Origin of the sequence: Streptomyces sp. AJS327, assembly GCF_013450295.1 — a bacterium.
Classification (GTDB): domain Bacteria; phylum Actinomycetota; class Actinomycetes; order Streptomycetales; family Streptomycetaceae; genus Streptomyces.
Genome location: NZ_SKBR01000001.1, coordinates 1,174,853 through 1,199,681 on the forward strand (window position 1 = coordinate 1,174,853; position 24,829 = coordinate 1,199,681).

At 73.2% G+C, this 24,829-nt stretch carries 17 protein-coding genes and 1 pseudogene; 8 read left to right on the forward strand and 10 right to left on the reverse strand.

What is annotated here, in order from left to right; all coding sequences use genetic code 11:
* The first annotated feature begins 134 nt into the window (after window positions 1-134).
* Complete coding sequence (locus E0L36_RS04695) at window positions 135-1,463, forward strand: sensor histidine kinase (RefSeq protein WP_180927556.1); 1,329 nt, start codon at window positions 135-137, stop codon at window positions 1,461-1,463.
* Window positions 1,464-1,757: 294 nt separating this feature from the next.
* Here E0L36_RS04695 and E0L36_RS04700 read toward each other — a convergent pair whose 3' ends face one another.
* On the reverse strand, window positions 1,758-2,603 hold the full coding sequence (locus E0L36_RS04700; protein WP_180927557.1) for a PhzF family phenazine biosynthesis protein: 846 nt from the start codon (window positions 2,601-2,603) through the stop codon (window positions 1,758-1,760).
* A 518-nt stretch (window positions 2,604-3,121) separates the two neighbouring features.
* Between E0L36_RS04700 and E0L36_RS04710 the strand changes: the two genes are divergently transcribed.
* Entirely contained in the window at window positions 3,122-4,150 is a 1,029-nt protein-coding gene (locus tag E0L36_RS04710; protein ID WP_180927558.1) for a protein-L-isoaspartate O-methyltransferase, read from the forward strand.
* Between the two features lie 971 nt (window positions 4,151-5,121).
* Window positions 5,122-6,183, forward strand: a complete 1,062-nt coding sequence (locus E0L36_RS04720) for a UbiA family prenyltransferase (RefSeq protein ID WP_180927560.1) — start codon at window positions 5,122-5,124, stop codon at window positions 6,181-6,183.
* A 209-nt stretch (window positions 6,184-6,392) separates the two neighbouring features.
* Here the strand turns inward: E0L36_RS04720 and E0L36_RS04725 are convergent, their stop codons facing one another.
* Window positions 6,393-6,644 (reverse strand): hypothetical protein, encoded by a 252-nt coding sequence (locus E0L36_RS04725; protein ID WP_258015899.1) that lies wholly within the window; start codon window positions 6,642-6,644, stop codon window positions 6,393-6,395.
* Window positions 6,645-6,985: 341 nt separating this feature from the next.
* Between E0L36_RS04725 and E0L36_RS04730 the strand changes: the two genes are divergently transcribed.
* Entirely contained in the window at window positions 6,986-7,489 is a 504-nt protein-coding gene (locus E0L36_RS04730) for a tyrosine-protein phosphatase (RefSeq protein ID WP_180927562.1), read from the forward strand.
* 114 nt (window positions 7,490-7,603) lie between these two features.
* Here E0L36_RS04730 and E0L36_RS04735 read toward each other — a convergent pair whose 3' ends face one another.
* Together E0L36_RS04735 and E0L36_RS04740 are read right to left on the reverse strand one after the other, a co-directional pair.
* Window positions 7,604-9,064, reverse strand: coding sequence for an NAD(P)/FAD-dependent oxidoreductase (locus tag E0L36_RS04735; protein ID WP_308416632.1), 1,461 nt, complete (start codon window positions 9,062-9,064; stop codon window positions 7,604-7,606).
* Between the two features lie 651 nt (window positions 9,065-9,715).
* A complete protein-coding gene (locus E0L36_RS04740) occupies window positions 9,716-10,624 on the reverse strand; it encodes a TIGR01777 family oxidoreductase (protein WP_180927563.1) in 909 nt (302 codons plus the stop codon).
* Window positions 10,625-10,798: 174 nt separating this feature from the next.
* Between E0L36_RS04740 and E0L36_RS04745 the strand changes: the two genes are divergently transcribed.
* Window positions 10,799-11,320, forward strand: coding sequence for a GNAT family N-acetyltransferase (locus E0L36_RS04745; RefSeq protein WP_180927564.1), 522 nt, complete (start codon window positions 10,799-10,801; stop codon window positions 11,318-11,320).
* A gap of 130 nt (window positions 11,321-11,450) precedes the next feature.
* Here the strand turns inward: E0L36_RS04745 and E0L36_RS04750 are convergent.
* Window positions 11,451-11,971: pseudogene (locus tag E0L36_RS04750) on the reverse strand (DUF4240 domain-containing protein).
* 275 nt (window positions 11,972-12,246) lie between these two features.
* On the opposite strand from E0L36_RS04750, the gene E0L36_RS04755 reads away from it, so the two are divergent.
* Window positions 12,247-13,167 carry an SDR family oxidoreductase gene (locus E0L36_RS04755; protein ID WP_308416633.1) on the forward strand — a complete coding sequence of 307 codons (921 nt, stop codon included), beginning with the start codon at window positions 12,247-12,249 and terminating at the stop codon, window positions 13,165-13,167.
* A 196-nt stretch (window positions 13,168-13,363) separates the two neighbouring features.
* On the opposite strand, the gene E0L36_RS04760 is transcribed toward E0L36_RS04755, so the two are convergent.
* Window positions 13,364-14,836 (reverse strand): WYL domain-containing protein, encoded by a 1,473-nt coding sequence (locus E0L36_RS04760; protein ID WP_180927566.1) that lies wholly within the window; start codon window positions 14,834-14,836, stop codon window positions 13,364-13,366.
* A gap of 499 nt (window positions 14,837-15,335) precedes the next feature.
* On the opposite strand from E0L36_RS04760, the gene E0L36_RS04765 reads away from it, so the two are divergent.
* Both E0L36_RS04765 and E0L36_RS04770 read left to right on the forward strand, forming a co-directional pair.
* Window positions 15,336-16,919, forward strand: coding sequence for a sodium-dependent transporter (locus E0L36_RS04765; protein ID WP_180927567.1), 1,584 nt, complete (start codon window positions 15,336-15,338; stop codon window positions 16,917-16,919).
* Window positions 16,919-17,032 (forward strand): methionine/alanine import family NSS transporter small subunit, encoded by a 114-nt coding sequence (locus E0L36_RS04770; protein ID WP_180927568.1) that lies wholly within the window; start codon window positions 16,919-16,921, stop codon window positions 17,030-17,032. Before E0L36_RS04765 ends, E0L36_RS04770 begins: the two co-directional genes overlap by 1 nt.
* 184 nt (window positions 17,033-17,216) lie before the next feature.
* On the opposite strand, the gene aceE is transcribed toward E0L36_RS04770, so the two are convergent.
* The 4 genes from aceE to lpdA all read right to left on the reverse strand — a co-directional run bounded on the left by aceE (window position 17,217) and on the right by lpdA (window position 24,767).
* Complete coding sequence (aceE, locus tag E0L36_RS04775) at window positions 17,217-19,955, reverse strand: pyruvate dehydrogenase (acetyl-transferring), homodimeric type (protein ID WP_258015900.1); 2,739 nt, start codon at window positions 19,953-19,955, stop codon at window positions 17,217-17,219.
* Window positions 19,956-20,636: 681 nt separating this feature from the next.
* A complete protein-coding gene (locus tag E0L36_RS04780) occupies window positions 20,637-21,266 on the reverse strand; it encodes a GntR family transcriptional regulator (protein ID WP_180927569.1) in 630 nt (209 codons plus the stop codon).
* 310 nt (window positions 21,267-21,576) lie between these two features.
* Window positions 21,577-23,313 carry a 2-oxoglutarate dehydrogenase, E2 component, dihydrolipoamide succinyltransferase gene (gene sucB, locus E0L36_RS04785; RefSeq protein ID WP_180927570.1) on the reverse strand — a complete coding sequence of 579 codons (1,737 nt, stop codon included), beginning with the start codon at window positions 23,311-23,313 and terminating at the stop codon, window positions 21,577-21,579.
* Window positions 23,314-23,360: 47 nt separating this feature from the next.
* Window positions 23,361-24,767, reverse strand: a complete 1,407-nt coding sequence (gene lpdA / locus E0L36_RS04790) for a dihydrolipoyl dehydrogenase (protein WP_180927571.1) — start codon at window positions 24,765-24,767, stop codon at window positions 23,361-23,363.
* Window positions 24,768-24,829: the final 62 nt, after the last annotated feature.

Consider the following 24,829-nt stretch of genomic DNA (forward strand, 5'->3'; position numbering starts at 1 on the left):
GCGTCCCGTCCACCGGGCGGCCGACCCGACCGCTGTCGGCCCCGCCGCCGCCGACCCGGCCGTCCGAGCCCGAACCGCCCTCCGACTCCCGTGAGTTGGACACCGGTCCCGAACCCGTGCCACCGGCAGGCGGGTTGAAGAAGGCGAGGCGGGGGAGGACCGCCGCCGAGCCGACGGGCCGGCTGACCGGGCGGCAGCGTGTCGTGGACGTCCTCGCGGTCCTCGGGGCCGCACTGTTCGCGTGGATGATGGCGGCCGATGAGTTCGACCGTGGCCAGGTCTCCCTCGCCTACGGGGCCACCTCGCTGGCGCTGACCTCCGCTGGCTGCCTCGCGCTGTGGTGGCGCCGACGCCATCCGGTGGGGGTGGCCGTCGCCGTGCTGCCGGGCGTGGCGGTCACGGACATCGTCGGTTTGGCGGTCCTCGTCTCGCTGTTCACCGTGGCCGCCAACCGGTCGTGGCGGACGACGTGTTGGGTGTGGCTGGTGCATGCGGTGGCCACCGCTCCGCTCGGCGCGGTACGGCCCGATCCGGACTTCGCCGCACTGGAGTTGAACGCGCTCGGCTCGGCGCTGCTGTTCGTGCTCCTCTCACTGGTGATACCGGTCCCCGTCCTGTACTGGGGGGTCCGGGTGCGCCGCCGACGGGAGCTGATCGGCGGGCTGCGCACCGCCGTCGTCCAGGCGGAGCAGGCGTCCGAGCGGGACGCCGAGCAGCACCGCGCGCTCGAACGGCAGCGCATAGCACGGGAGATGCACGACTCGCTGGCGCATCGTCTCTCGCTGGTGAGCGTGCACGCGGGAGCGCTGGAGCTGCGTGCCGACATGCCCCGGGAGGAGGTGGAGTACGTGGCCCACACCATCCGCACCAGCGCGCACGAGGCGCTGGAGGAGCTGCGCGACATCCTCGGGGTGCTGCGGAACGACGGTGGTGAGCGGACGCGGACCGTTCCGCAGCCCGGAGTGGAGGCGCTGGAGCGGCTGGTGGAGGAGGCCCGGAGCGCGGGAACGCCGGTCGTGCTCGACGACCGCGCTCCACGAGAGGTGCCGGTGCCCCCGGCGGTGAGCCGCGCGGTGTACCGGGTGGTGCAGGAGGGGCTGACCAACGCCCGGAAGCACGCCCCCCGACAATCGGTGTCGGTCTCCCTGCACCCCGCCGGGGACGGGGAGTTGCTGGTCAGCCTCAGCAACCCGGTTCCGGGTGCCGAGGGTTCGCAGCCCGCCTCGCGGCAGCGTCCGAAGGACGTACGAACCGGACACGTACAAGGGGTGGTTGGGGGCAAGCCGGACGGCGCGGCCTCCACCGTTCCGGCTGCGGGTGGTGTACCGGGTTCCGGCGCCGGACTGACGGGGCTCGTCGAACGGGTGCGGCTGGTGGGCGGCACCGCCGACCACGGCATGCACCGGGACCCCTCCGGCGGAGTGGTGTTCCGCGTCGACGTCCGGCTGCCCTGGTCGAGTTGACCGGACGGATCACCGTGCGGAGCGGCCGCCGACGAGCCGTGACGAGCGGCACGGGTCCCACGAACGGCAGGGCGGAGAGGGGCGGCAAGGGGCGGTACGGGTGGCGCGACGGCGGCAACGGACGCTGGGCGTCCGCCGGTTGATCGGCGTAGGCCCGGCGGTCTACCAGAGGGAGGCCGTGGAGGGGCGGGCGGTGGCCAGACCGTGGCGGAGCGGGGTGGCGCACCACGCACCGCGAAGGGCGCGCCACCCCGCGAACCTCCCGGCTCCACGGGACCGAACGGTCCGACCGGCTCAACCCGCGCTGTATGTGGGTTCGTTGTGGAGGGTTCCGGACCAGACGGTCACCGCGCGCCCGGTGAGGTCGACGCGGTCACCCCGCACCGCCGTGCGGATCACCCCCGTGCGCGGGGACGCCTGGAAGGCGGTCAGCTCCTTCCGGCCGAGCAGGGCGGACCAGTAGGGGGCGACCGCGGTGTGGGCGCTGCCGGTCACCGGGTCCTCGGGGATGCCCTCGGCCGGGGAGAAGAACCGCGAGACCACGTCGTAGACCGCGCCCTCCGTGGCCCGGGCGGTGGCGATCACGCCGCGCAGCCCCGCGTTCCGGATCACCTCGGCGAGGGCGGACAGGTCGGGGTCGAGGCGCCGCACGGCGGCCTCGTCGGGCAGGACGGTCAGCAGGTCGCCGAGCGCCCCGGTGCGGTGGACGGACTCCGGCTGGACGCCCAGCGCTTCGGCCAGCCCGTCCGGTACGGGTGCCTCCTCACCGGGGGCGGCGGGGAAGTCCAGGGTGATCTCGCCATCCGGAAGCAGCTGGGCGTGGAGCGGGCCGCTGTACCGGCTGGCGAAGTGCAGGGTGCCGGCCAGCCCGTGTTCGGTGCGGAGGATGTGGGAGGTGGCCAGTGTGGCGTGGCCGCAGAGGTTGGTCTCGACGCGTGGGGTGAACCAGCGGATCTCCCAGTCCGTCGCCCCGCCGCCCGCCACGGGCAGCGCGAACGCCGTTTCGGAGTGGTTCACCTCGGCGGCCACCTGCTGCATCCAGTGCTCGTCCGGCCACGTGGGGCCGGGGAGCGGGCAGACGCCCGCGGGGTTGCCGAGGAAGGGCCGGTCGGTGAAGGCGTCAACGATGTAAAGGCGCATGCCCGGCACAGTAGGAGGCCAATCACTCGACATCAAAGTCCAATTGGAGATGGGTGGACCTCTTCCTGGTTCGGCGGGGCGTGGCCGCGCGCGTGAGCACGCGCATGGGTGCGCCGGGTCGGTGTGCGTGAGCTGCCGCTCGGTGAGCGCGCCCCCCACGTGGAGACGGGCGCGTCACCGCCACCGTCCGCGGACTGATCAGTCCCGCCTCCATGAGGAAGGCGAACTCCAGGTCGGAGTAGCCAGCGGCCTTCCCGACGCGAACGCCGGCCCGGTTCATCGCAACGCTCCCGACCGCCACCCATGGCCACGGGCCGTAGGGCATCGACGTCCACCTTCGGGGCGACGGTCGCCGCGATCTTGCTCGACGCGGCCTCCGCCGGTGCGACCGTGAGCGCCGCGGGGTCCAGCAGGTAGTACGGGCGTGGGTCGGCGAGCTTGGGCCCGGTCGGCGAGCCCGAGACCGCCGACCGCCCCTTCCACGTCACCCTTCGCATCTGAAGACCGAGGACCGACCGATGAACGAAGCAACACCCCGGCAGGACTCCGTCGCGAAGGCGGCCCGTGCTGTGCCCGCCGAGCCCTTCCACGGCGCCGACGGCCAGGCGGTACGCCCGTGCACCCCGGCCGCCGTCACACACCGCCACGTCCGCACGCTGGACCTACGCCCCGGCGTGAACGTCCTGGAGATCGGCACCGGGTCCGGCTACTCGGCCGCCCTCATGGACCACATCGTCGGACCACAGGGGCAGGTCACGACCGTCGACATCGACCCCAAGCTCACCGAGCGGGCCCAGAAGCTGTACGCCGAGCACGGCTACCGGGCCAGGGCGGTCACCGCGGACGGCCTCCTCGGCCACCCGTCCCAGGCGCCGTACGACCGCATCCTCATCGGGACCACCCCGCCCGCCATCCCGGACGCGTGGCTCCAACAACTCAAGCCCGGCGGGTCATTGATCAGCGGTATACGCATCGCCGACCTGCCTGGCGCCTACGCCATCGCCCATGTCACGGTGGACGAACACCACTTGCCGCGGCAGGTCGCCGTCCACCACGGCGGCTACACCCCGATGGTCGCCCCGCGGCCCGCGACATCCGTCTCCCGAGCAGTCGACCCGGGACGGCCCGAGTTCGAGCTCACCATTCTCGGAGCCGACCTACCCCGCACGGCCGCCGCACTCCTGGCCGTACTCCGGGACCGGCCCCACACCATCCAGGGGCGAGCGTCCGGCGACGACTACTCCCACTTCAAGAACTGGCTCATCGCAGCCGGGCCTCAAGGACTCCTCGAAGCAGTCCACGACGAGGGCGTCGGCATCGGAGTCGGAATGCGGACCGCGGACGGCTCAGCTCACGCGGCCATCGCCACCGACGAACTCGTCATCGCGGATGCTCCCGACTCGCCCGCGCTCGAACGGCTCCACTCACTCACCCGCCAGTGGCTGGCCGAGGGAGCCACCCGAACACACGAACTCGGAGCCAAGCTGAGTTGCTGTGACGGCACTTGGCACGCCAGTGTGACTCGGCTCCAGAACCTCGTCACGTAGCCCTACCGGTCAGCAGTGTCTCGGCCCAGCGGATCGGGACACTGCTGCTGCCGTGTGTCAGCGCCTCCAACGACCGTCGCGGCAGTGGTAGACCCGTCCCTGCTTCGAGACCCCCACGGTGTCGCCGTCGCCGCAGAACGCGCCCCGTGCGGGCCGACGCCTGGGAGCCGGTCGGCGGCCGGGGTGAACCAGCGGACCTCCCGGTCCGTCGCGCCCTCACCCGGTACGGGCAGCGCGAACGCCGTCTCGGACTGGTTCAGTTCGGCGGCCACCCGTTGCGTCTGGCCGTCCTCCGGCCAAGTGGGGGGCCGGGGAACGGGCAGTCGCCCGCTGGGTTGCCGGGGAGGGGGCGGTTGGTGAAGGTGTCGACGAGGAAGCGGCGCGTGCCGGGAACGGTAGAACGGCCGGGAGTAGGGAGCGCAGGCCAATGTGGGGTAAGTGGCCTGCCCACACTCGGGGTGGCCTTCGCGAGGATGCCGTCGAACCGGTACGGCCAGTGGGAATGGGAGGTCACCGCGGAACGGGGACGGTCCTGCGGAGCCTGGGAGGGCCTTGCGGGAGCGGAGCCGCCCTGCGCAAACCGGGGTGGGCTGGATCGGGCTGGCCCGCCGTGCGGGAGCGGGTGCTGACTGACGGGAGGTGATCTCTCCACGTCCGGGCGGCCTCTTTGTGCGGGAGCGGGCCCGGATACGGGTGCCGGGAGGCCGCTGCGCGGGCAAGTGGCTTGGAGGATCCCCCTGTTGGGGGCCGAGCCGGTGGCGATGAGCTGCGTGGTCGGGACGGTCCGGAGGGCTCGGTGGGCTCGGCGGCAGCGGCGGTGGACGAGTGAGTGGTGGTGGACGGGTGAGCTGGGGTGGCGGCGGCCGATGTGGGGCGGGCTCCCGTGGGGTGGGCGGACCGGCCATCACTCGAACGAGTGGTGAACCGGGGTGCGGGTGGATTCGTCGACGGCCCGGGAAGGATCCCGCCCGATGGCAGTGCCGATTCGGAAACGCGGTCGGTGGACGGTTGGCAACTCGCCCTCACCGGCGAGCCCTTCGAGCCCGGAGGCCAGCACGTCCCCCTTCTCTCCCCTCCCGCGCCCCGAGCCGTCCCGTTCCCGTACCGCCGGTCATCTGGAGACGCTCCGGATCTACGACCTCACGGTCATCGCCCTGGTCACCGGGCTCGGCGCCGCGATGTCCGCGCCGCCGGGCGGCGCTCGGCTCCCGGTGCTGGGTCTCGCCGCCTGCGCTGGCGCGCTCGCCTGCGCCGCCGCCCTGTACATGGCCGACTACCTCACCCGGCACGAGGACCAACTGGCCAAGCCGCACCGCCCGATCCCCTCCGGCCGGATCTCCGGCGCCACCGTCGCGCGGTGCGCCGGAGTCGCCGCCGTGGCCGTGCTGGGCACGGCGCTCGCCGTCAACTGGCACGCGCTGGTGTTCCTCGGCGCGGCGGTGGGCCTCTACGGGCTCTACGGGCGCTGGGGTAAACGCCGGGGCCTTCTCGGCGACCTGCTGTCCGGCGTGTCCGGCCCGGTCTGCGCCTTCCTCGCGGGCGCCTGCTACAGCGCGCCCTGGCCCCCGGGGTGGCTGTGGTTCACCGCCGTACTGCTGGGTCTACAGGGCGTGTTCAGCAACCTGCTGCTGGCCCTGCACGACCTGGGCACCGACCGCGCGGCTGGTTGTGGCACCTTCCCCGTTCGCCACGGGCCGCGCCGCACCGTCCGGTTGTTGACCACGCTCGCGCTCGCCACCTACCTGCTCTGCCTCGCGCTTCCGGCGACCATGACCGAACCGCCCACGAGCGCCACGCTGTTGCTGCTGGGATGCGCCGTGCTGTGCGCTCTCCGGGTGCTCGGCCTCCTCCGTCCTCCGGGCCACGCGCCGTGCACCCGCCCCGCGTTGGTCTGGCACTTCCTTGAACGGCTGCTGCTCCCGGGCGCGTTGCTGGCGCAGGTCGTCCCGGCGACGGCCGCGGTGCTGCCGACACTGGCCGCGGGCGCCGCCGTGCTGCTGTCTCCCCGGCCCATGCTCAGCCACGCCCCGTGACGCCGCCGACGGGGCGGGGGCGGGGCGGCCGTGCCGAGACGGCCGCCCCGTACCCCGCCGGACGGACGGGGTGCACGTCCGCACCGAACAGGCTGGGGTGTGTGTCCCCACCGAAGGGGCCGGGCGCGCCTGCCCGTCGAACTGGCCGTGTGCGGCGTCGCGTTAGGGGGAACCGCCCGGCTGGTCGGCCAGCCGCCGGGCGCGGCGGTTCACCGTGGCTGGTCGGCCGGGAGCAGGCTCCGCACCAGACGGCAGGTGGTACGGGACGGAGGGTGCACGCCGATCTTGGCCGCCGTCGCCGCGATGGTGCGGTCCCGCGCCTGCCGGGCGGTGTAGACGCCGGTGTCGAGCAGCGCTATCGCGATCCGCATCGCCTTGAGCTGACGGTTGTGTGCCTCGTACCACTCGCGGGGCTGACCGGCGGGGAGTGGCTGCTTGCGCAGGGCCACGGGGAAGGTCATCGGGAATGTCGTCTGGAACGTCGGAGTGGAGCTGGAAACGGACATCAGCGACCTCCTGGAATCGAGGTGAACCCTCCTGGATTCTGACTCCAGAATACCGCCGGGCACTGACAGAACCCGCTGGTCATCCGGGAGTTCGGGAGATGTGTTCGATTCTCTTGGGTGTCCCGTGGCCCCCTCGTCGCCACCCGTCCCACCCGCCTCCGGCGGGCGGCCGGCGGGACGCGGCGGCGGTACCCGAGCCGCCTCCCTCCGCGCCTCGTGCGGCCCCGACGCGGCCTGTGCGGTGCCTGTGCCGAAAGCGCTGGAGCGGGACGAGCCGCGCGTCCTAGCCTGACGACATGACACGAACGGCGACGGTGCGGCTGGTGCCGGTGGGTGGTGGCGCGCTGGGTCCGAGCCGTCGCCCCCAAGTGCGGGCGCTACCGGGTCTGTCCGCGCTCGGCGTGACCCATTTGGTGACCCTGCTCTCGGCCCGGGAGGGCGCCCGTGTCGTCGGAACGGCCGCCCGTCGGGCGGGACTTGAGTGGACGTGGGTGGACCTCGCGCACGGCTGCGTCCCGCCCGCCACCCGCGACGGCGAACTCGCGGGCGCTGCCACGCGGGTCGCCAGCACGCTGTGGGAGGGCGCCGGAGTGGTCATCCACTGCTCCGCTGGCGTGCACCGGACCGGCATGTTCGCCCAGGCCGTGCTCCGCGCCACCGGGCTGGACGCGGAGGGCGCCCGTCGCGTCGTGGAGCGGATGCGGCCGGACACCGCCGAGGGCGTCGGTGCCCACCGCCTCGCATGGGCCGACGATCTCAGCGTCACCATGGGCTGGGGCACCCGCGTCGCACCGGACTGACGCCCGCCCGCCGGGTCCGTCCCGAACTCCGGGTCCAGCCCCCGCCCACCGGGGGTGAGTTCGCGGGTGCCGTCAACCACCCTTCTGACGGCGGTGGTTGGGACGTGGGGAGACTCAGGCGACGGCGTTCAGGGAGCTGTCGGTGTCGGTGAGGGGGATGCCGAAGTCGCGCAGGATCTCCCGGGTCGCGCGGCCCGCCGAGGTCAGGGCGCCCTGCGCGGTGCTCGTGTCCCGGTGGTCACCGCAGACGTACAGCCCGGAGAGCAGCCGCACCGGACGGTTCGGATCGTGGGGCGTGGGCGTCGCGGGCACCGCCCGTGGGTCGTGGAAGGCCGCCAGCAGCTCCCAACGGGCAGTCGACGCCCCGTGCAGCGCGGCGAGTTGGGGCCGGGCGGCGGCGTCCAGGGTGGCGGTCGCCTCGGCGGCGCGCGGGCCCAGCACCACGCTCGTCACCAGGGTGCGGCCGGGCAGCGCGCGCGAGGGGTCGACGGCGGTGCTGACCCAGGAGTGGCTCACCGGACCCGCGTGCGCGCGGTCCCCGGTTCGGCCACGCGCGTCCGCGTCGACCAGCAGCGCCGAGCAGTGCCGGGGCGGTGGCTCGTGCGCGGCGTGGTGCAGCACCGTCACCGGGTGGAACTCCGGTACGCGCAGCCCCGGAAGGAGCCGGGCCGCGTCCACCGCACCGGTGGCGACCAGCGTGGCCCGGCAGTTGAGCGTGCCGTGGCTCTCGGTGGTGACCGCGTGCGTGGTCAGCGCCTCGGCACGCACCCCCGTGCGGATGGTGCCCTCCGGCAGCCCGGCGGCGAGGAGTTCGGGGACGGCCGCGAGGCCCCCGGCGGGCAGGCAGAGCCCGGCCCGCGCGAAGCTCCGCAGCGTCAGGTCGGCGACCCGGCTGGAGGTGCCCAGCTCCGGATCACAGAGCAGCGCCTCCAACAGCGGCCGGACCAGGGACTCGACGGTACGGGCCGGGAGCCCGCGCTGGGACAGCGCCTGGGCGGTGGGGAGTTCGACGCGTCCGGCTAGCTCATCGACGGGCAGCGAGGCGAGGCGGGCCAGCGCCACCCGCAGTCGTACCAGGTCGAGCGCCTCCGTCCGCGCCGTCCGGCCCCGGGTGCTGGTCAGCACGCGCGCCGCGTCGAGCGCGCCCCGGGTCCTGTGGTCGGCGCGGATCCGGCCCGCGCGGGTGCGGGGTGTGAACTGCTGGGGTGTGTACGGGAGTCGGACGGCGGTGGACCGCTGGTGACTGCCCACCCGGTGGGTGCGGCCGTCCGCGTGGAGCAGCGCTCCGGGGCTGAAGGGCCGCAGCACCAGCCCGGCCAGGCCCGGGAGTTGGGCCATCTCCGACCAGTCGGCGCTGACGAGCCCGGTGCTCCGGTCGAGGCGGTAGCCGTCCACCCGGTCGGTGGCCATGCGTCCGCCGACCCGGTCCTCGGCTTCCAGCACCGTCACCCGCAGCCCCGCGGTGGTGAGTTGGTGGGCGGTGGCGAGTCCGGCGAGTCCGGCCCCGACAATGACCACATCGGTGTCCGGGGTGGGTGTGCGGCCGGTGTTCGCGCGTGCGGTGCTGCCAGACACGGTGCCTCCCGTGGTCGCCGCGCGGTGGGGGCGCCCCAGGTTGCCCCCACCGGGATGGGTCCTCCGACTGCCGCGCGTGGTTCCCCGCTCGGCGTCCCCGAGGACTCTACGCAGGGTGACCGTGGCGGCCAGTCGCGTGCCGCGCATCACGGTGGCACAGCGGCGCATACTTCGAAACGGTGGGGCGCGCGTCTCCTCAACAGTGCGCCCTCACATGCTGAGCTGCGATGTTGTGCGCCGTCCCGCACTCCTCGGGCATCCCCCGTGCCTCGCCTCGCGCGCCCGCCCCGTCCACCCCCCTCGTTCCCGTCCCCCTCCCGTCCCCGTCCGTCCCCACGGCCCGCCTCTCCCTCTCTCCTCCCGTACGCCCGGGCCCTGGCGTCCCGTGCCCCGCGCGTCCGCGCACCTCCCCGTACCCCTCCGGGTACCCCGGGTCCGTACGTTCCCGTACGTCCCCGGCCCCCCTCCCGTACGCCTCCGCCACGCGCCCCCCGTGCGCCTCCCCCGCATCGCGCGCCTGCGCGGAGCGGGGGAGCAGCGGGAAGCAGCGAGTAGGGAGGAGCGGGGGGAGAGGGCCGCGCGGCCCGGGGGAGCGGGGATGGCGGAAGTGAGGGGCGTGGGAAGCCGGGCGTGAGAAGCGGGGTGTGGGGGTCAGGAGGAGCCGTGGACCGCCGCGCGGATCGCGTCGTCGATGGCTGGGAAGGCGAAGTCGAAGCCAGAGTCCAGGAGTTGACGGGGAATCACCCGCTGACTGCCTAGCACGTCCGTCGCGAACTCCCCGAGGACGAGCCGCAGTACGGGCGCGGGCACGGCGAAGAGCGTCGGGCGGTGCAGCACCCGCCCCATCGCGGCCGTCACCTCCCGGTTGGTCACCGGCTCCGGGGCGGTGAGGTTGACGGGCCCGGAGAGACCGTCGTGATCCAGGATGTGCCGGAGGGCGGCGATGTGGTCGTGCTCCGCGATATGGCTCCAGAACTGGCGGCCGTCGCCCAGGCGGCCACCGATCCCCGCCCTGAAGATCGGGAAGAGCCTGCCCCAGGCCCCGCCCTTCCGGGACACCACCAGTCCCGTGCGCGCGTAGACGGTGCGGATGCCCGCCTCCTCGGCCGGAGCGGCGGCCTCCTCCCACTCCTGCGCCAGGTCGGCCAGGAACCCGCGCCCGGGCGGGGCGGACTCGTCGACCCGCTGGTCCCCGGTGTCCCCGTAGTAGCCGATGGCGGTGCCCACCAGGAAGGTGTGCGGCGGGGAGTCGAGCGAGGCCAGCGCCTCGGCGAGGGCGGCGGTACCCAGCACCCGGCTGTCCCGCAGCTCCTTCTTGTAGGCGGCGGTCCAGCGGTGGTCACCCACCCCGGCACCCGCCAGGTGCACCACCGCCTCGCAGCCCACGAGCCCGTCGGCGTCCACGTACTGCCGTTTCGGGTTCCACTCCACCTCGTCCCCGGCCTGGGCGGGGCGCCGGACGAGCCGGACGACCTCGTGTCCGTCGGCACGGAGGGAGCGGAGGAGCGAGCTGCCGATGAGTCCGGAGGAACCGGTGACCGCGATACGCATGCGCCCCATCCTGCCCTCCCGCCCCCGCCGACGGGCCACGCCCGCGCGGCACTTCCCCCGTCATCCCGGCGACCGGCGGCGCCCGGGTGACCCGTCTGACGGGACGTCGGACGCCCGCCCGCCGTGGGCCAGCCCCCCGGGGCGTGCTGGACGTGCGGCGCGTGGCGGTGCACCGTATCGACCATGGCCTCTGAGATCAGCATCCGCGCGGCGAGCCCGGACGACGAGCCCGCGCTCGCTGAACTGGATCGGCGCACCTGGTCGACGCTGCACTCCGTGCTGCCCCGGCCGCGCCCCCCGTACCCGGCGTTCTACGACGCCACCCACCCGTTCCAGGACTTCCTCGTCGCGGAGTTGGGGGAGGCGGGCATCGCGGGCTACGTCCAGGTCGCCCTCGCGACGCCGCTGGCCAGCAACGCGCACGTGCGGCAGATCCAGGGGCTGGCCGTCGACGAGTGGGCGCGTGGCCAGGGGGTCGCCCGTGCGCTGCTCGACGCCGCCTGCGAGTGGGCGAGCGCCCAGGGCGCCGAGCGCGTGACGCTCCGGGTGCTGGGCCACAACGTCCCCGCGCGGGGGCTGTACACGGCGGCCGGATTCGAGGTGGAGGGCGTGCTGCCGGGGGAGTTCCTGCTGGAGGGGGAGTACGTCGACGACATACTGATGGGCCGTTGGCTGGGCCCCCCGCGCCCCGCCCCGCCCGCCTAGCCCCCGCCCGTCCAGACCCCGCCCTCCGGCGCGAGCCGCAGTCCGGGCGAGCCGCAGTCCGGCCAGCGCGTCCGTCCGTCTGGCCCGTCGCCGTTACCGTCGCCGTCGCCGTTCGGCAGGCCCGGAGTCGTCAGGGCGCGCGGAAACGCTGCCAGAGCCGGGGCAGCCGCTCCGCGAGCGCCTCCTCGTCCTCCAGATCCAGCGGCTGTCCGAGCGGGTCGCCCGGCGGGTCGGGAAGGTCGGCCTCGGACAGTTCGAGGCCGGTCAGCCGCTCGTACGCCTCGTCGGCGGCGTAGCCGAGGTCCTCCGCGTCGCCGTCCAGCTCCTCGTCGAACTCCGGCAGGGTATCGGCGAGGGAGTCGGCGTCGTGAGCGGCGCCCTCGAAGACCTCCCGGCCCTGGCTGATGAGCCAGCAGCGGAAGGCGTCGAACACGTCGTCGCTCGCCCCGTCGAGCAGGATCCAGGCGGCCGCCCACAGGTCCCACTGGAAAGCCCGGTTGAGACGGGACTCGAAGTGCTGCGCGAAGCAGGTCACCGCGTCCGGTCGAGCTGCGTCAACCGCTCGACCAGCAGGTCGGCCTGCTCGTCCGGATCGCCCTCGGCCGCCGCCCGGGTCGAGTCGATCAGCGCCCAGAACTCCATCTCGTCCATCACGCCCCCAGCATCCGCCCCACGGCGCGGCCGTGCACCTGGAGTCCCCCGGATGCGGCCCGGTCGTTATCCGGGACGTGCCCAGTCGTTATGCCGCGCCGTGCGTGTCCGTACCGCGCATGCCGGTACCGCGCGGCCACGGAGCCCTTCCGCTCCCCCCCGGCCAGGCTCGTCGGAACCACGCCGGAAACCGGACAGGAGACGTCGGGTTTCCCCCGCAGACTGCTGTCCGTGCCGCGCACGGGGCGCGGCACGGAACGGAACGGAGGCAGGGCGTGGAGACGCGGAAGGCACTGGAGGGGAAGATCGCGCTGGTCGCCGGAGCCACCCGGGGCGCCGGACGGGGCATGGCGGTGGAGCTGGGCCGGGCCGGGGCCACGGTCTACGTCACCGGCCGCACCACCCGGGAGCGGACCAGCGAGACGGGCCGGGCGGACGAGACCATCGAGGAGACCGGTGAGCTGGTGACGGCGGCGGGCGGCACCGGCGTCGCCGTCCCCACCGACCACCTAGACCCGGAGGCGGTGCGGGCGCTGGTCGAGCGCGTCGACCGGGAGCGGGGACGGCTGGACATCCTGGTCAACGACTGCTGGGGCGGCGACAACCTCGTCCAGTGGGACCGGCCGATGTGGGAACACGACCTGGACGACGGGCTGCGGATGCTGCGCCTCGGCATCGAGACGCACATCGTCACCAGCAGGTTCGCGCTGCCGCTGCTGCTGCGGAACCCCGGCGGGCTGGTGGTCGAGGTCACCGACGGCACCGCCGAGTCCAACCGCGACTACCGCGAGCCCTTCTACTACGACCTGGCCAAGAGCGCGCCGATCCGGATGGCGTTCGACCTCTCCCACGAGGTACCCGCCCACGGCGCGACCGCGCTCTGCCTCACCCCCGGCTGGCTGCGCTCAGAGATGATGCTGGCGCACTTCGGGGTGACCGAGGAGAACTGGCGGGACGGCACGGCGACGGACCCGTACTTCGCGATCTCCGAGTCCCCCGCGTTCGTCGGCCGGGCCCTGGTGGCGCTGGCCAGCGACCCCGAGGTGGCCCGCTGGAACGGGCAGGCGCTCAGCAGCGGCGGACTGGCGCGCGAGTACGGCTTCACCGACGTCGACGGCTCAGCGCCGGACTGCTGGCGGTACCGGGACGAGGTGCAGCTCCCGGGCAAGCCCGCGGACACCACCGGCTACCGCTGACCACCGGCTACCGCTGGCCGGAGGCGCCCGGCACCCGGTGGTGCCCGGGCGCCCGGAGCCCGGAGTCCCCGGGTGACTGACGGTTGACGGTTGACGACTGGCGGCGGGCGCCCCGGGAGCGGGGCGGGGCGGAGGTGCGGACGTGCTCGGACAGCTCCGGTGATCCGCCGTGCTGGCCGGTGCCCCTCTCGCGGGGTCAGTTCCGGTACAGGGCGTGGAGTCGTGCGGCGGACTCCGCGAAGCGGCGGCGCAGCTCCGGCGGGTCCAGCACCTCGCACTCGGGGCCGAGCGCCAGCAGCTGGGAGTACGCGACGTCCAGGTTCTCCACCCCGAGACGGACGGTACGGCGCCCCGAGGCGTCCACCCCGGCGCCGGTGGCGGAGTCGGCGCCGGGTGACCAGCCGGAACTCCCGGACTCCGGAGCGAGGCCCGGCTCCGGAAAGGGGCCGGTGTCCGGGGCGGGGCCCGGGTCCAGGTCCGCGTCCGGGGCGGCGTGGTCCGGCTCCGGAAGGAGGGTCGGGACCAGGGCCGGGGCCGTGGTGGCGTTGGGGTCGCTGGGGGGAGGGGCGGAGGCGAGCGCCGCCTCGGCCGCGCTCTGGCTCGTCACGTGCCGCAGCCGCCGTACGCCCTCGGGGGAGAGCCGGATGGTGATCTCCTCCCGGAGGAGCGAGCGGTTGAACTCCGCCGCCCGCTCCGCCCAGAAGGCGGCCAGGTCGAACGCGGCGTCCCGGGTGAAGTGCGCCCCCGCGTCCCGCGCGGTGCGCGGCGGCTGGGCGGACCCGGGGCCGCCCGGCTCCGGGCCGGTGCGCCGGGCCGGTCCGTGCCGCTGCCCCGGGACCTGCCGCGAGGTGGCCAGCTCCTCCGGCGGACCGGAGCACGCCGTCTCGCCCCCGGGCCCGCCGGGTTCGGTACCGGGTCGGGAAACAGGTTCGGTACCGGGCTCGGCGCGTCCGCCGTCCGGTCCGGGTTCGGCGCCCGCCTCCTCGCCGTCGGTGCCGGGTCCGGCCGGAGGCGGGGCCTCGGGGCCGGTTCCGGTGGTCCAGGGCGTCACCGAGGTGAAGCGGTCCACCCGGTAGACCCGCCAGTCGCCCCGGGTGCGGGCCGCCAGGTACCAGACGCCCGCCTTGAGCACCAGGCCGTACGGTTCCAGCTCGCGTTCGACCTCGCGCGCGGGCCGGTCCCCGCTCCGCCGCCGGTAACGGACGGTGACGCGGCGGTCGCTCCACACGGCCTCCGCGAGTTCGGGCAGCAGCGCCGGGGCCTCCTGCTCACGGTCCCAGCCGGGGGCGTCCAGGTGGAAGCGCTGCGCCGCGCTCTCCGGCGCGTCCCCCAGCCCGGGGCTGAGGGCGGCGGAGACCTTGAGCCGGGCGGCCGAACCGGCGTCGGCCAGGCCCAGGTCGCGCAGGGCGGAGGGGACACCGGAGAGGAACAGCGCCTCGGCCTCGTTCCGCTCGATTCCGGTCAGCCGGGTGCGGTAGCCGTCGACCAGCCGATAGCCGCCGAGCCGTCCCCGGTCCGAGTAGACCGGCACGCCCGCCGCGCAGAGCGCGAGGGCGTCGCGGGCCACCGTCCGTTCGGAGACCTCCAGTTCGGCGGCGAGTTCGGCGGCGGTCATCGTCCGGCGGGCCTGGAGGAGCAGCACCATGTGGATCAGTCGCGAGGCGCGCATGGTGGTCATTCTGCCGGGCTTCGTGAACTCCCCTGACCGGGACCGTTCGTGAAGCGATCAGGTGGGAGGACCATCGCGGGGCCCGCCGGAGCGGCCCTCCGGCACCCCCGCCGGGTCCGCGCGGGTTCCCCTTCGGATCCGTGTCGCCCGCGTGGCCGCCGGTAGCCTCTCTCGTCCGCCGTCCCCTCCGCCTCCGGTTCGGATTCCGGACGCCGGGTGCGCGGCGGGTGGGGGAGCGAACGCGGACGGTCAGGGCGGCGGCGTCCGGTGACGTACCTCACGGCGACCGGCGCGCGGCCCGCGTCCGGCACCGGAAGGCCGTGTTCCGGGAGGGGTCGCGGACACCGTGGACCGGAGGAGTGGCTCGTTTCCCACAGTGCGGCGGTGGACCGAACGAAAGATCCCGCTCTGAAGCCTTCCCGAAATGTGAACACCAGGGGCAGAATACGGGCCCGCTGCTAACGTTCTGTTACCTATACAGACAACAAGGAATCTGACTATGCCAAACCACACTCGTGAGCAGTGGGGATCCCGTTCCGGGTTCCTGCTCGCCGCGATCGGGTCGGCCGTCGGGCTGGGGAACATCTGGCGGTTCCCCGCCGAGGCCTACAAGAACGGCGGTGGGGCGTTCCTGCTGCCGTACCTGATCGCGCTGCTCACTGCTGGGCTACCGCTGCTGATCCTGGAGTACGGCGTCGGTCGCAAGTACCGGAAGTCGCCACCACTCGCCTTTCGGCGGCTGACCCGGCCCGCCGAGTCGATCGGCTGGTGGCAGGTCGCGATCTGTTTCGTCATCGCCGCGTACTACTCGGTGATCCTCGCCTGGGCGCTGCGCTACGCGGGTTTCTCCTTCGGCAAGGACTGGGGGTCCAAGCCCGACGAGTTCTTCGCGGGTGAGTTCCTGAAGACCGGAGAGCCCGGGATGCCGACCCAGTGGGTCGGCGGCGTCTTCTGGCCCATGGTGGTCATCTGGCTCGTCGTGCTGGTGATCCTCTGGCTGGGGGTGCGGCGCGGCATCGAGCTGGCGAACCGCGTCTTCATCCCGATGCTGGTGCTGTTCTTCGGCGCCCTCGTGGTGCGGGCCCTCACGCTGGACGGCGCCTCGAAGGGCCTGGACGCCTTCTTCTCGCCGGAGTGGAGCGCGCTCGGGGAGGGCAGCGTCTGGGTCGCGGCCTACGGCCAGATCTTCTTCTCGCTCTCCATCGGCTTCGGCATCATGGTCACCTACGCCTCCTACCTGGGGCGGAAGGCCGACCTGAGCGGTTCGGCACTGGTCGCCGGATTCGCCAACAGCTCCTTCGAGATCCTGGCCGGTATCGGCGTGTTCGCGACACTGGGCTTCATGGCCCAGGCGAACGGCGTCGGCGTCGGCGAGGTCGTGGGCGGCGGCCCCGGTCTGGCCTTCGTCACCTTCCCGACGGTGATCTCCGAGATGCCGATGGGCGAGCTGTTCGGCGTGCTCTTCTTCGTCTCGCTGGCGATCGCCGGACTCACCTCGCTGATCAGCATCGTGCAGGTGGTGGTTTCGTCCGTGCAGGACCGGCTGAACCTGAGCCGGAGCACCGCGGTGCTGAGCGTGACCGGCGCGCTGGCCGTCGTCTCGCTGGCGATCTTCCCGACGGACGTCGGCCTGCCGGTCCTCGACGCCGCGGACCACTTCATCAACGCCTACGGCATCGTGCTCGCGGCGCTGGTCTTCCTGCTGGTGGTGGGCTGGGGAGTGCGCAAGCTCCCGGCGTTCCAGGAGCACGTCAACGAGACCTCGGCCGTCCGGCTGGGCACCTGGTGGCGGGTCTGCCTGGGGGTCATCACCCCGGTCGGCCTGGGCTGGATGCTCTTCGACAGCCTCCGTGGCGAGTTCGAGGAGAACTACGAGGGCTACTCCACCAGCTTCCTGATCTGGACCGGCTGGAGCGTCGCCATCGGCGCGATCCTGGTCGGCGTGCTGCTGGCGCTGGTGTCCTCCCGCAAGCCCGTCGCCACCGACGACACCAACATCGACGCTGACGACGCCGCCGACGGCGCCTCCTCCGGCGCGGGAGCCGGTGGTCAGGGCCAGGTCAGCAAGAGGAGGGAGAGCTGATGTCCACCGGAGCCATCATCATGATGACCATCTCCATCGTCGTGGTGTGGGGCGGCCTGATCGCGGCCTTCCTCAAGCTGCGCACCCACCCGGACATGCAACGGGAGCAGTGACCGGACCGGGAACGGTCTGACGACGACGGCCGCCGCGCCCCTCCGGGGGCACGGCGGCCGTTCGCGTGTGGGCGGCGGGTCCGCCGGGAGTGCCGCCCACCGCGCGCTCGCCGGTGGGCCGTTCCGGGCGCGGCGGGCCGAAGCCCCACACCGCCGCCCGACCACCGGCGTCGCGCCGTCCGGCTCAGCCGAGCCCGTAGGTCTCCGCGGCGCGGCGCACCGTCTCGTGCTTGACCTCGCCCCGGCGGGCCAGCCGCGCCAGCGCGGTGACGACGATGGACTGGGGGTCGACACCGAAGTGCCGCCGGGCGGCCTCGCGGGTGTCCGACAGGCCGAAACCGTCGGTGCCCAGCGAGTACCAGTCCTGCTCAACCCACTGGCTGATCTGGTCGGGAACGGCACGCATCCAGTCGCTGACGGCCAGGACCGGACCTGGCGCGCCCTCCAGCGCCCGCGTCACGTACGGCAGCCGCTCCTCGCCGCGGAGCGCCGCGGCGTCGCACTCCAGCGCCTCCCGGCGCAGCTCGGTCCAGGAGGGCGCGGACCACACGTCGGCGGCCACCCCCCACTCCTCGGCCAGCATCCGCTGCGCGTCGAGGATCCAGTGGATCGCGGTGCCGGAGGCCAGCAGCTGGATCCGGGGGGCGTCCTGGGGCGCGGGCCGCTCCAGCTCGCCGGCCGTCCGGAAGCGGTACAGACCCTGGACGATCTGCTCGTCGGTGACGCCCTCCGGCTGCGCGGGCTGCGTCTTCGGCTCGTTGTAGACCGTCAGGTAGTAGAAGACGTCCTCCTGTCGCTCCGGGTCGGGGCCGTACATCCGACGCAGCCCGTCCTTGACGATCGCGCCGACCTCGTAGGCGAACGCCGGATCGTAGGAGAGCGCCGCCGGGTTGGTGGAGGCGAGCAGATGGGAGTGGCCGTCGGCGTGCTGGAGGCCCTCACCGGTCATCGTCGTGCGGCCAGCGGTCGCCCCGATGACGAAACCCCGCCCGAGCTGGTCGGCCAGCGCCCAGAACTGGTCACCGGTCCGCTGCCAGCCGAACATCGAGTAGAAGATGTAGAACGGGATCATCGGCTCGCCGTGCGTGGCGTACGCGGTGGCCGCCGCGGTGAAGTCGGCGAGCGAACCGGCCTCGGTGATCCCCTCGTTGAGGATCTGGCCGTCCGTCGCCTCCTTGTAGTACAGGAGCTGGTCGCGGTCGACCGGATCGTAGGTCTGCCCGACCGGGGAGTAGAGCCCGGCGGAGGGGAACAGCGACTCCATGCCGAAGGTGCGGGCCTCGTCCGGGACGATGGGCACCCAGCGCCGCCCGCTCTCCTTCTCCCGCATCAGGTCCTTGACGAGCCGGACGAAGGCCATCGTCGTCGCGATCTCCTGGCTGCCCGAGCCCTTGCGCAGCGCGGCGAACGGTTTGTCCGCCGGGGTGGGCAGCCCGGCCGGGCGCACCTCGCGGGCCGGGACGAGCCCGCCGAGCGCGGTCCGCCGCTCGTGCAGGTAGCGGACCTCCGGGGCGTCCTGGCCGGGGTGGGCGTAGGGCGCGACCTCGGCCCCGGCGAGCGCCTCGTCACTGATCGGTAGGGCGAGTAGCGTGCGCATGGCGCTGAACTCGTCCTTCGTCAGCTTCTTCATCTGGTGGTTGGCGTTCCGGGACTCGAAGCCCGGGCCGAGCGACCAGCCCTTGACCGTCTGCGCGAGGACCACCGTCGGCGCTCCGGTGTGCTCGACCGCCGCGCGGTAGGCCGCGTGCACCTTCCGGGGCTCGTGCCCGCCGCGCGAGTGGTGGAAGCACTCGACGATCCGCTCGTCCGTCAACCGCTCGGCCAGGCGGGCCAGTTCGGGGTGGGCGCCGAAGAAGTGGGTGCGGATGTACGCGGCGTCCCGGGTGGCGTAGGTCTGGAACTGGGCGTCCGGTACCTCGCGCAGCCGACGGGCCAGCGCGCCCGAGGTGTCCATCGCGAAGAGCGCGTCCCACGCCTCGCCCCAGAGCAGCTTGACGACGTTCCAGCCCGCCGCCCGGAACTGCGCCTCCAGCTCAGAGACGATCTTGAAGTTGGGCCGGACCGGACCGTCCAGCCGCTGGAGGTTGCAGTTGATGACGAAGGTGAGGTTGTCCAGGCCCTCGCGCCCGGCGAGCGCCAGCGCGGCGGTGGACTCCGGCTCGTCCATCTCGCCGTCCCCGAGGAACGCCCACACCCGGGAGTCCGCGGTGTCCTTGATCCCCCGGCTGGCCAGGTAGCGGTTGAACCGGGCCTGGTAGATCGCCGAGATCGGGCCGATGCCCATGGAGACGGTGGGGAACTCCCACAGCCACGGCAGCCGCCGCGGGTGCGGGTACGAGGGCAGCCCGCCGCCGTCCGCCTCGCGGCGGAAGCGGTCGAGGTCCGCCTCGGTCAGGCGGCCGTCCAGGAACGCCCGGGCGTAGACCCCGGGCGAGGCGTGGCCCTGCACGAAGATCTGGTCGCCGGAGCCGCCGGTGGCCGCGTCCCGCTTGCCGCGGAAGAAGTACTGGAAGCCGATCTCGTAGAGCCAGGCGGCGGAGGCGAAGGTGGAGATGTGCCCACCCAGGCCGTCCTTGCTGCCGCGCGAGACCATCGCGGCGGCGTTCCACCGGTTCCACGCGGTGATCCGGGTGTCCAGCTCCTCGTCGCCCGGATAGGCGGGCTCGGCGGAGGTGGGGACCGTGTTGACGTACGCCGTCTCCAGCGGCTCGGGCACGTCCAGCCCGCGGTCCCTGGCGTGCTCGGCGGTGCGGCGGAGCAGATAGGCGGCGCGTTCCGGCCCGGCGTGCTCGGTGACCGCGTCCAGCGATTCGCGCCACTCGGCGGTCTCCTGCGGGTCCCGGTCCGGGAACTGGTCGAACTCGCTCGGCTGGGTGCGCGGAGCGGGGATCGGTGACGCCATGGCGTCGGCGGAGTCGGGCATGGTGGCCACCTTCCGGACGGGCGGAACGCATCCGCTCAAGGGGTGGGAGGGGTGATCCCTGACAGGGCAGGACAGGGGAGGACCCCGACGATCGACCATACGCTCACGATCGATGATCGATCAAAGCTCCGCGTGAAATTGGCATTCCGTGCCTCGGAAGTCGACACTCGGTGCCGATGGCAAATCCCGGTGATATCCGTGCGATTCCGGACTCTCCGGATGGGGTTCCCCGCGCGACACGAGCCGTCCGGGGCTCGCTCCGGAGTGCCGGGCGGCCCCCCGACCGAGCCGGATCTGGCCGAGTGTGCACGGTTATTGACGGGTGTGCACGGACCTGTTCCATATGAACAGGGCTGGCCGGATGTGCTCGGGTCCGCTCCGGCCTGATCGGATCTGGTCAGCGCCGGGTGGGGCTGACCGTGGCCAGCCGGCTGTGGCCGGTGCTGGCTGGCGGTGACCGGAGCCGACCGGAGCCGGACGGTGCTGGCCACCGCTCAGCTCCCGGCGGCGCTGGGCTTCCGTCGCCGTTCCCGTTCCCGTCGCCGTTCCGATCCGGTCGCCGCGAGGGTGCCCGGAGCGGACCGGGACCCGAACCGGCGGGTCAACCCGCGGGTCAACCCGTCGGGTCAACCTGCCGGAGTCGTGGTCCAGTTCGCTGTCGGGAACGGCTGCCCGGCTCGTTCAGGGGCGGGGGGCCGGGGCGCAGCCCAGGACGTGCCGCTTGACGAGCGAGGCGATGTCCGGGTCCCGCCGCTCGAAGGCTTCCAGCACCGCCGCGTGCTCCTCCGCGTAGGACTGCTGCTTCGTGCCCAGCCAGCGAATGGACAGCGCCGTCCACACCTCGATGCCCAACGACTCCCAGGTGTGCAGCAGCACACTGTTCCCCGCCGCCTGCACCAGCTCCCGGTGGAAGGCGACGGTGTGCCGGACCTGCGCCTCCCCGTCGTCCGCCCGGTCCGCCGCGTAGAGCGCCGTGACGTGCGGGCGCAGCGCCGAGGCGTCCTCCGCCAGCCGGGGGGCGGCCAGCTCCGCCGCCATCTGCTCCAGGCCCGCCCGCACCGGGTAGATCTCCTCCAGGTCGGCGGCCGACAGCTCCCGGACCCGGGCGCCCTTGTTCGGCGCCGTCTCGATGAGCCGCAGCGACTCCAGCTCCCGCAGCGCCTCACGGACCGGCGTCTGACTGACGTCCAGTTCACCGGCGATCCGCCGCTCCACGATCCGTTCGCCCGGCTTCCACCGCCCGCTGACGATCCCCTCCACGATGTGCTCGCGGATCTGCTCGCGCAGCGAGTGGACAACGGGCGGCGTCATGGGTGTGCTCCTCGGCCGGGGGGATGTGCCCCTAGACGATACGGCTCCCCGGACACCGGAAAGCGCCCGAACGAGTGTCGGCTCGCGCACACCGCGCTACCCGGCCCAGCCCGCGCGCCCTCCCGCGAGCGCCGTCCCGTCCGGTCCGTACGCGTGCCCGCGTCCGCGCGCGAGCCCGCGGCGGTGTGCGTGACCGTGGCGGTATCGCCCCGCGCCCGCGTCCTCCGGCGCGTCCGCCCGCGCGGACGTCGGCGGCCCCGCCCGGTACGTGACCGGACGGGGCCGCCGTGTGCGGAGCCCGCGCGACGGGTCAGAGACCCAGCTCGCCCTCGAACTCACCGGCCTCCAGACGGGCCTTCACGTCGTTGAGGTACCGGGCCGCGTCCGCCCCGTCCACCATCTGGTGGTCGTAGGAGAGCGTCAGGTACACCATGTCGCGGATCGCGATGGTCTCGCCCAGCTCCGGGTGGTCGATGACCATCGGACGGCGGACCGTCGCCCCGATGCCCAGCTCGGCGACCTGCGGGTAGTTGACGATGATCGTGTCGAACAGGGCGCCGCGCGAACCGGTGTTGCTGATGGTGAAGGTGCCACCGGCCATGTCGTCCGGGCCCAGACCGCCCTCGCGGACCTTCTTGGCCAGCTCGGAGGTCTTCCGCGCGATCCCCGCGAGGTTGAGGTTCCCGGCCTCCTTGATGACCGGGACCATCAGCCCCTTCTCGGAGTCCACCGCGATGCCGATGTTCTCGACGTCGTGGTAGGTGATGGTGCCGTCGTCGTTCAGCCGGGAGTTGACCGCCGGGTGCGCCTTCAGCGCCTCCGCCGCCGCCTGCACGAAGAACGGCATCGGGGAGAGCTTGACGCCCTCGCGGGCCGCGAAGCTCTCCTTGGCCCGCGCCCGCAGCCGCATGATCCGCGTGACGTCCACCTCGACGACGGTGGACAGCTGCGCCTGGCTGTGCAGCGCCTTCATCATGTTCTGCGCGATGAGCTTGCGCATGCGCGGCATCTTCACCGTCTGCCCGCGCAGCGGGGACGGCGTCAGCGTCGGCGACTGCGGACGGCTCGACGCGGCGGCCGGAGCCTGCGTCGGCTGCGCCTTCGCCGCCTCGGCGGCCGCGACCACGTCCTGCTTGCGGATCCGGCCACCGACGCCGGTGCCCTTCACCGAGGCCAGGTTGACGCCGTGTTCCGCCGCGAGCTTCCGCACCAGCGGGGTGACGTACGCGCCCTCCGTCTCGCTGGCGCTCGGCGCCGGAGCCTGCTGGGGCGCGGCGGCCGCGGGGGCGGGCGCCGGTGCCGGAGCGGGCTGCGCGGGCGCCGCCGGAGCGGCCGGGGCCGGTGCGGGCGCCGGAGCCGCCGCGGGCTGCGGTGCCGGGGTGGGCTCCGGAGCCGGGGCGGGAGCCGCCGGGGCGGCGGGGGCGGCCGGGGCGGCGCCGGAGACGCCGATGACGGCCAGCTTCGCGCCGACCTCCGCCGTCTCGTCCTCGCCGACCACGACCTCCAGCAGGGTGCCGGAGGCGGGCGCCGGGATCTCGGTGTCGACCTTGTCGGTGGAGACCTCCAGCAGCGGCTCGTCGGCCTGCACCTCCTCGCCGACCTGCTTCAGCCAGCGGGTGACGGTGCCCTCGGTGACCGACTCGCCCAGCGCGGGCAGCACCACGTCGGTGCCGGAGGCACCGGAGCCGCCCGCCTCGGCGGCCGGGGCGGGGGTGGGCTCGGGCTGCGCGGCGGGGGCCGGAGCGGCCTCGGGCTGCGCGGCCGGGGCCGGTTCGGCGGCGGGCGCGGGCGCCGCGGCGGGCGCGCCCGAACCGTCGTCGATGAGGGCCAGCTCGGCGCCGACCTCCACCGTCTCGTCCTCGGCGACCTTGATGGAGGCCAGGATGCCGGAGGCCGGGGCCGGGATCTCGGTGTCGACCTTGTCGGTGGAGACCTCCAGCAGCGGCTCGTCGGCCTCTACGTGCTCACCCTCGGCCTTCAGCCAGCGGGTGACGGTGCCCTCGGTGACGCTCTCGCCGAGCGCCGGCAGGGTTACGGAAACCGCCATGGTTTCGGTTGCTCCTTACGGGATGTGCGGATGGGTGCGCCCGGTACTCAGTCGTGAGCGTGCAGCGGCTTGCCGGCGAGGGCGAGATGAGCCTCGCCCATCGCCTCGCTCTGCGTCGGGTGAGCGTGGATGAGCTGCGCGACCTCGGCGGGCAGCGCCTCCCAGTTGTAGATCAGCTGGGCCTCTCCGACCTGCTCGCCCATCCGGTCACCGACCATGTGGACGCCGACCACGGCACCGTCGCGGACCTGGACGAGCTTGATCTCACCCGTGGTCTTCAGGATCTTGCTGCGGCCGTTCCCGGCGAGGTTGTACTTCAGGGTGACGACCTTGTCCGCGCCGTACACCTCCTTGGCCTTCGCCTCGGTCATCCCGACGGACGCGACCTCCGGGTGGCAGTACGTCACCCGCGGAACGCCGTCGTAGTCGACCGGCACCGGGTTGAGACCCGCGAGCCGCTCCGCGACCATGATGCCCTCCGCGTAGCCGACGTGCGCCAGCTGGAGGGTCGGGACGAGGTCGCCCACCGCCGAGATCGTCGGCACGTTGGTGCGGCAGTACTCGTCGACCAGGACGTAACCGCGGTCGGTCGCGACGCCGGCCGCCTCGTACCCCAGGCCCTCCGAGACGGGGCCGCGGCCGATGGCCACCAGCAGCAGCTCGGCCTCGAACTCCTTGCCGTCGGCCAGCGTCACCTTGACGCCGTCCGCCGTGTACTCGGCCTTCTCGAAGAAGGTGCCGAGGTTGAAGCCGATGCCGCGCTTCCGGAACGCCCGCTCCAGCAGCTTGGAGCTGTTCTCGTCCTCCGCGGGGACCAGGTGCTTGAGGCCCTCGATGACGGTCACGTCGGTGCCGAAGGACTTCCAGGCGGAGGCGAACTCGACGCCGATGACCCCGCCGCCGAGCACGATGGCCGACTTCGGGACCCGGTCCAGCAGCAGCGCGTGGTCGGAGGAGATGATCCGCTCGCCGTCGATCTCCAGCCCCGGCAGGGTCTTCGGGACCGAGCCGGTGGCCAGCAGGATGTGGCGGGCCTCGTACCGCTGGCCGTTCACGTCGACCGAGGTGGGGGAGGAGAGGTAGCCCGCGCCCTCGACCACGGTGACCTTTCGGCTGGCCATCAGACCCTGAAGGCCCTTGTACAGCCCGGAGACCACGCCGTCCTTGTACTTGTGCACACCGGCCATGTCGATGCCGTCGAAGGTGGTCTTCACCCCGCACTCGGCACCCTCGCGCGCCTGGTCCGCCAGTTCCCCGGCGTGCAGCAGCGCCTTGGTGGGAATACACCCGTAGTGCAGGCAGGTGCCGCCCAGCTTGTCCTTCTCGATCAGGGCCACGTCCAGACCCAGCTGCGCGGCGCGCAGGGCGGCGGCGTAGCCACCGCTCCCTCCCCCGAGGATCACTAGGTCGAAAACGGTGCTGGCGTCTTTCGCCACGTCACGTCCTCCATGCATGGGTACGCCGGAGCCGGTCTCCTCTGACCGGTTGGCTGTCTCGGCCGCTGTTCGCACGGCCC

What these genes read in the sequence shown, in the direction of transcription:
- E0L36_RS04700 (WP_180927557.1), bottom strand. Translation starts at nt 2,603, where the DNA reads ATGCGCCTTTACATCGTTGACGCCTTCACCGACCGGCCCTTCCTCGGC.
- E0L36_RS04710 (WP_180927558.1), top strand. Translation starts at nt 3,122, where the DNA reads ATGAACGAAGCAACACCCCGGCAGGACTCCGTCGCGAAGGCGGCCCGT.
- E0L36_RS04720 (WP_180927560.1), top strand. Translation starts at nt 5,122, where the DNA reads ATGGCAGTGCCGATTCGGAAACGCGGTCGGTGGACGGTTGGCAACTCG.
- E0L36_RS04725 (WP_258015899.1), bottom strand. Translation starts at nt 6,644, where the DNA reads ATGACCTTCCCCGTGGCCCTGCGCAAGCAGCCACTCCCCGCCGGTCAG.
- E0L36_RS04730 (WP_180927562.1), top strand. Translation starts at nt 6,986, where the DNA reads ATGACACGAACGGCGACGGTGCGGCTGGTGCCGGTGGGTGGTGGCGCG.
- E0L36_RS04740 (WP_180927563.1), bottom strand. Translation starts at nt 10,624, where the DNA reads ATGGGGCGCATGCGTATCGCGGTCACCGGTTCCTCCGGACTCATCGGC.
- E0L36_RS04745 (WP_180927564.1), top strand. Translation starts at nt 10,799, where the DNA reads ATGGCCTCTGAGATCAGCATCCGCGCGGCGAGCCCGGACGACGAGCCC.
- E0L36_RS04760 (WP_180927566.1), bottom strand. Translation starts at nt 14,836, where the DNA reads ATGCGCGCCTCGCGACTGATCCACATGGTGCTGCTCCTCCAGGCCCGC.
- E0L36_RS04765 (WP_180927567.1), top strand. Translation starts at nt 15,336, where the DNA reads ATGCCAAACCACACTCGTGAGCAGTGGGGATCCCGTTCCGGGTTCCTG.
- E0L36_RS04770 (WP_180927568.1), top strand. Translation starts at nt 16,919, where the DNA reads ATGTCCACCGGAGCCATCATCATGATGACCATCTCCATCGTCGTGGTG.
- aceE (WP_258015900.1), bottom strand. Translation starts at nt 19,955, where the DNA reads ATGCCCGACTCCGCCGACGCCATGGCGTCACCGATCCCCGCTCCGCGC.
- E0L36_RS04780 (WP_180927569.1), bottom strand. Translation starts at nt 21,266, where the DNA reads ATGACGCCGCCCGTTGTCCACTCGCTGCGCGAGCAGATCCGCGAGCAC.
- sucB (WP_180927570.1), bottom strand. Translation starts at nt 23,313, where the DNA reads ATGGCGGTTTCCGTAACCCTGCCGGCGCTCGGCGAGAGCGTCACCGAG.
- lpdA (WP_180927571.1), bottom strand. Translation starts at nt 24,767, where the DNA reads ATGCATGGAGGACGTGACGTGGCGAAAGACGCCAGCACCGTTTTCGAC.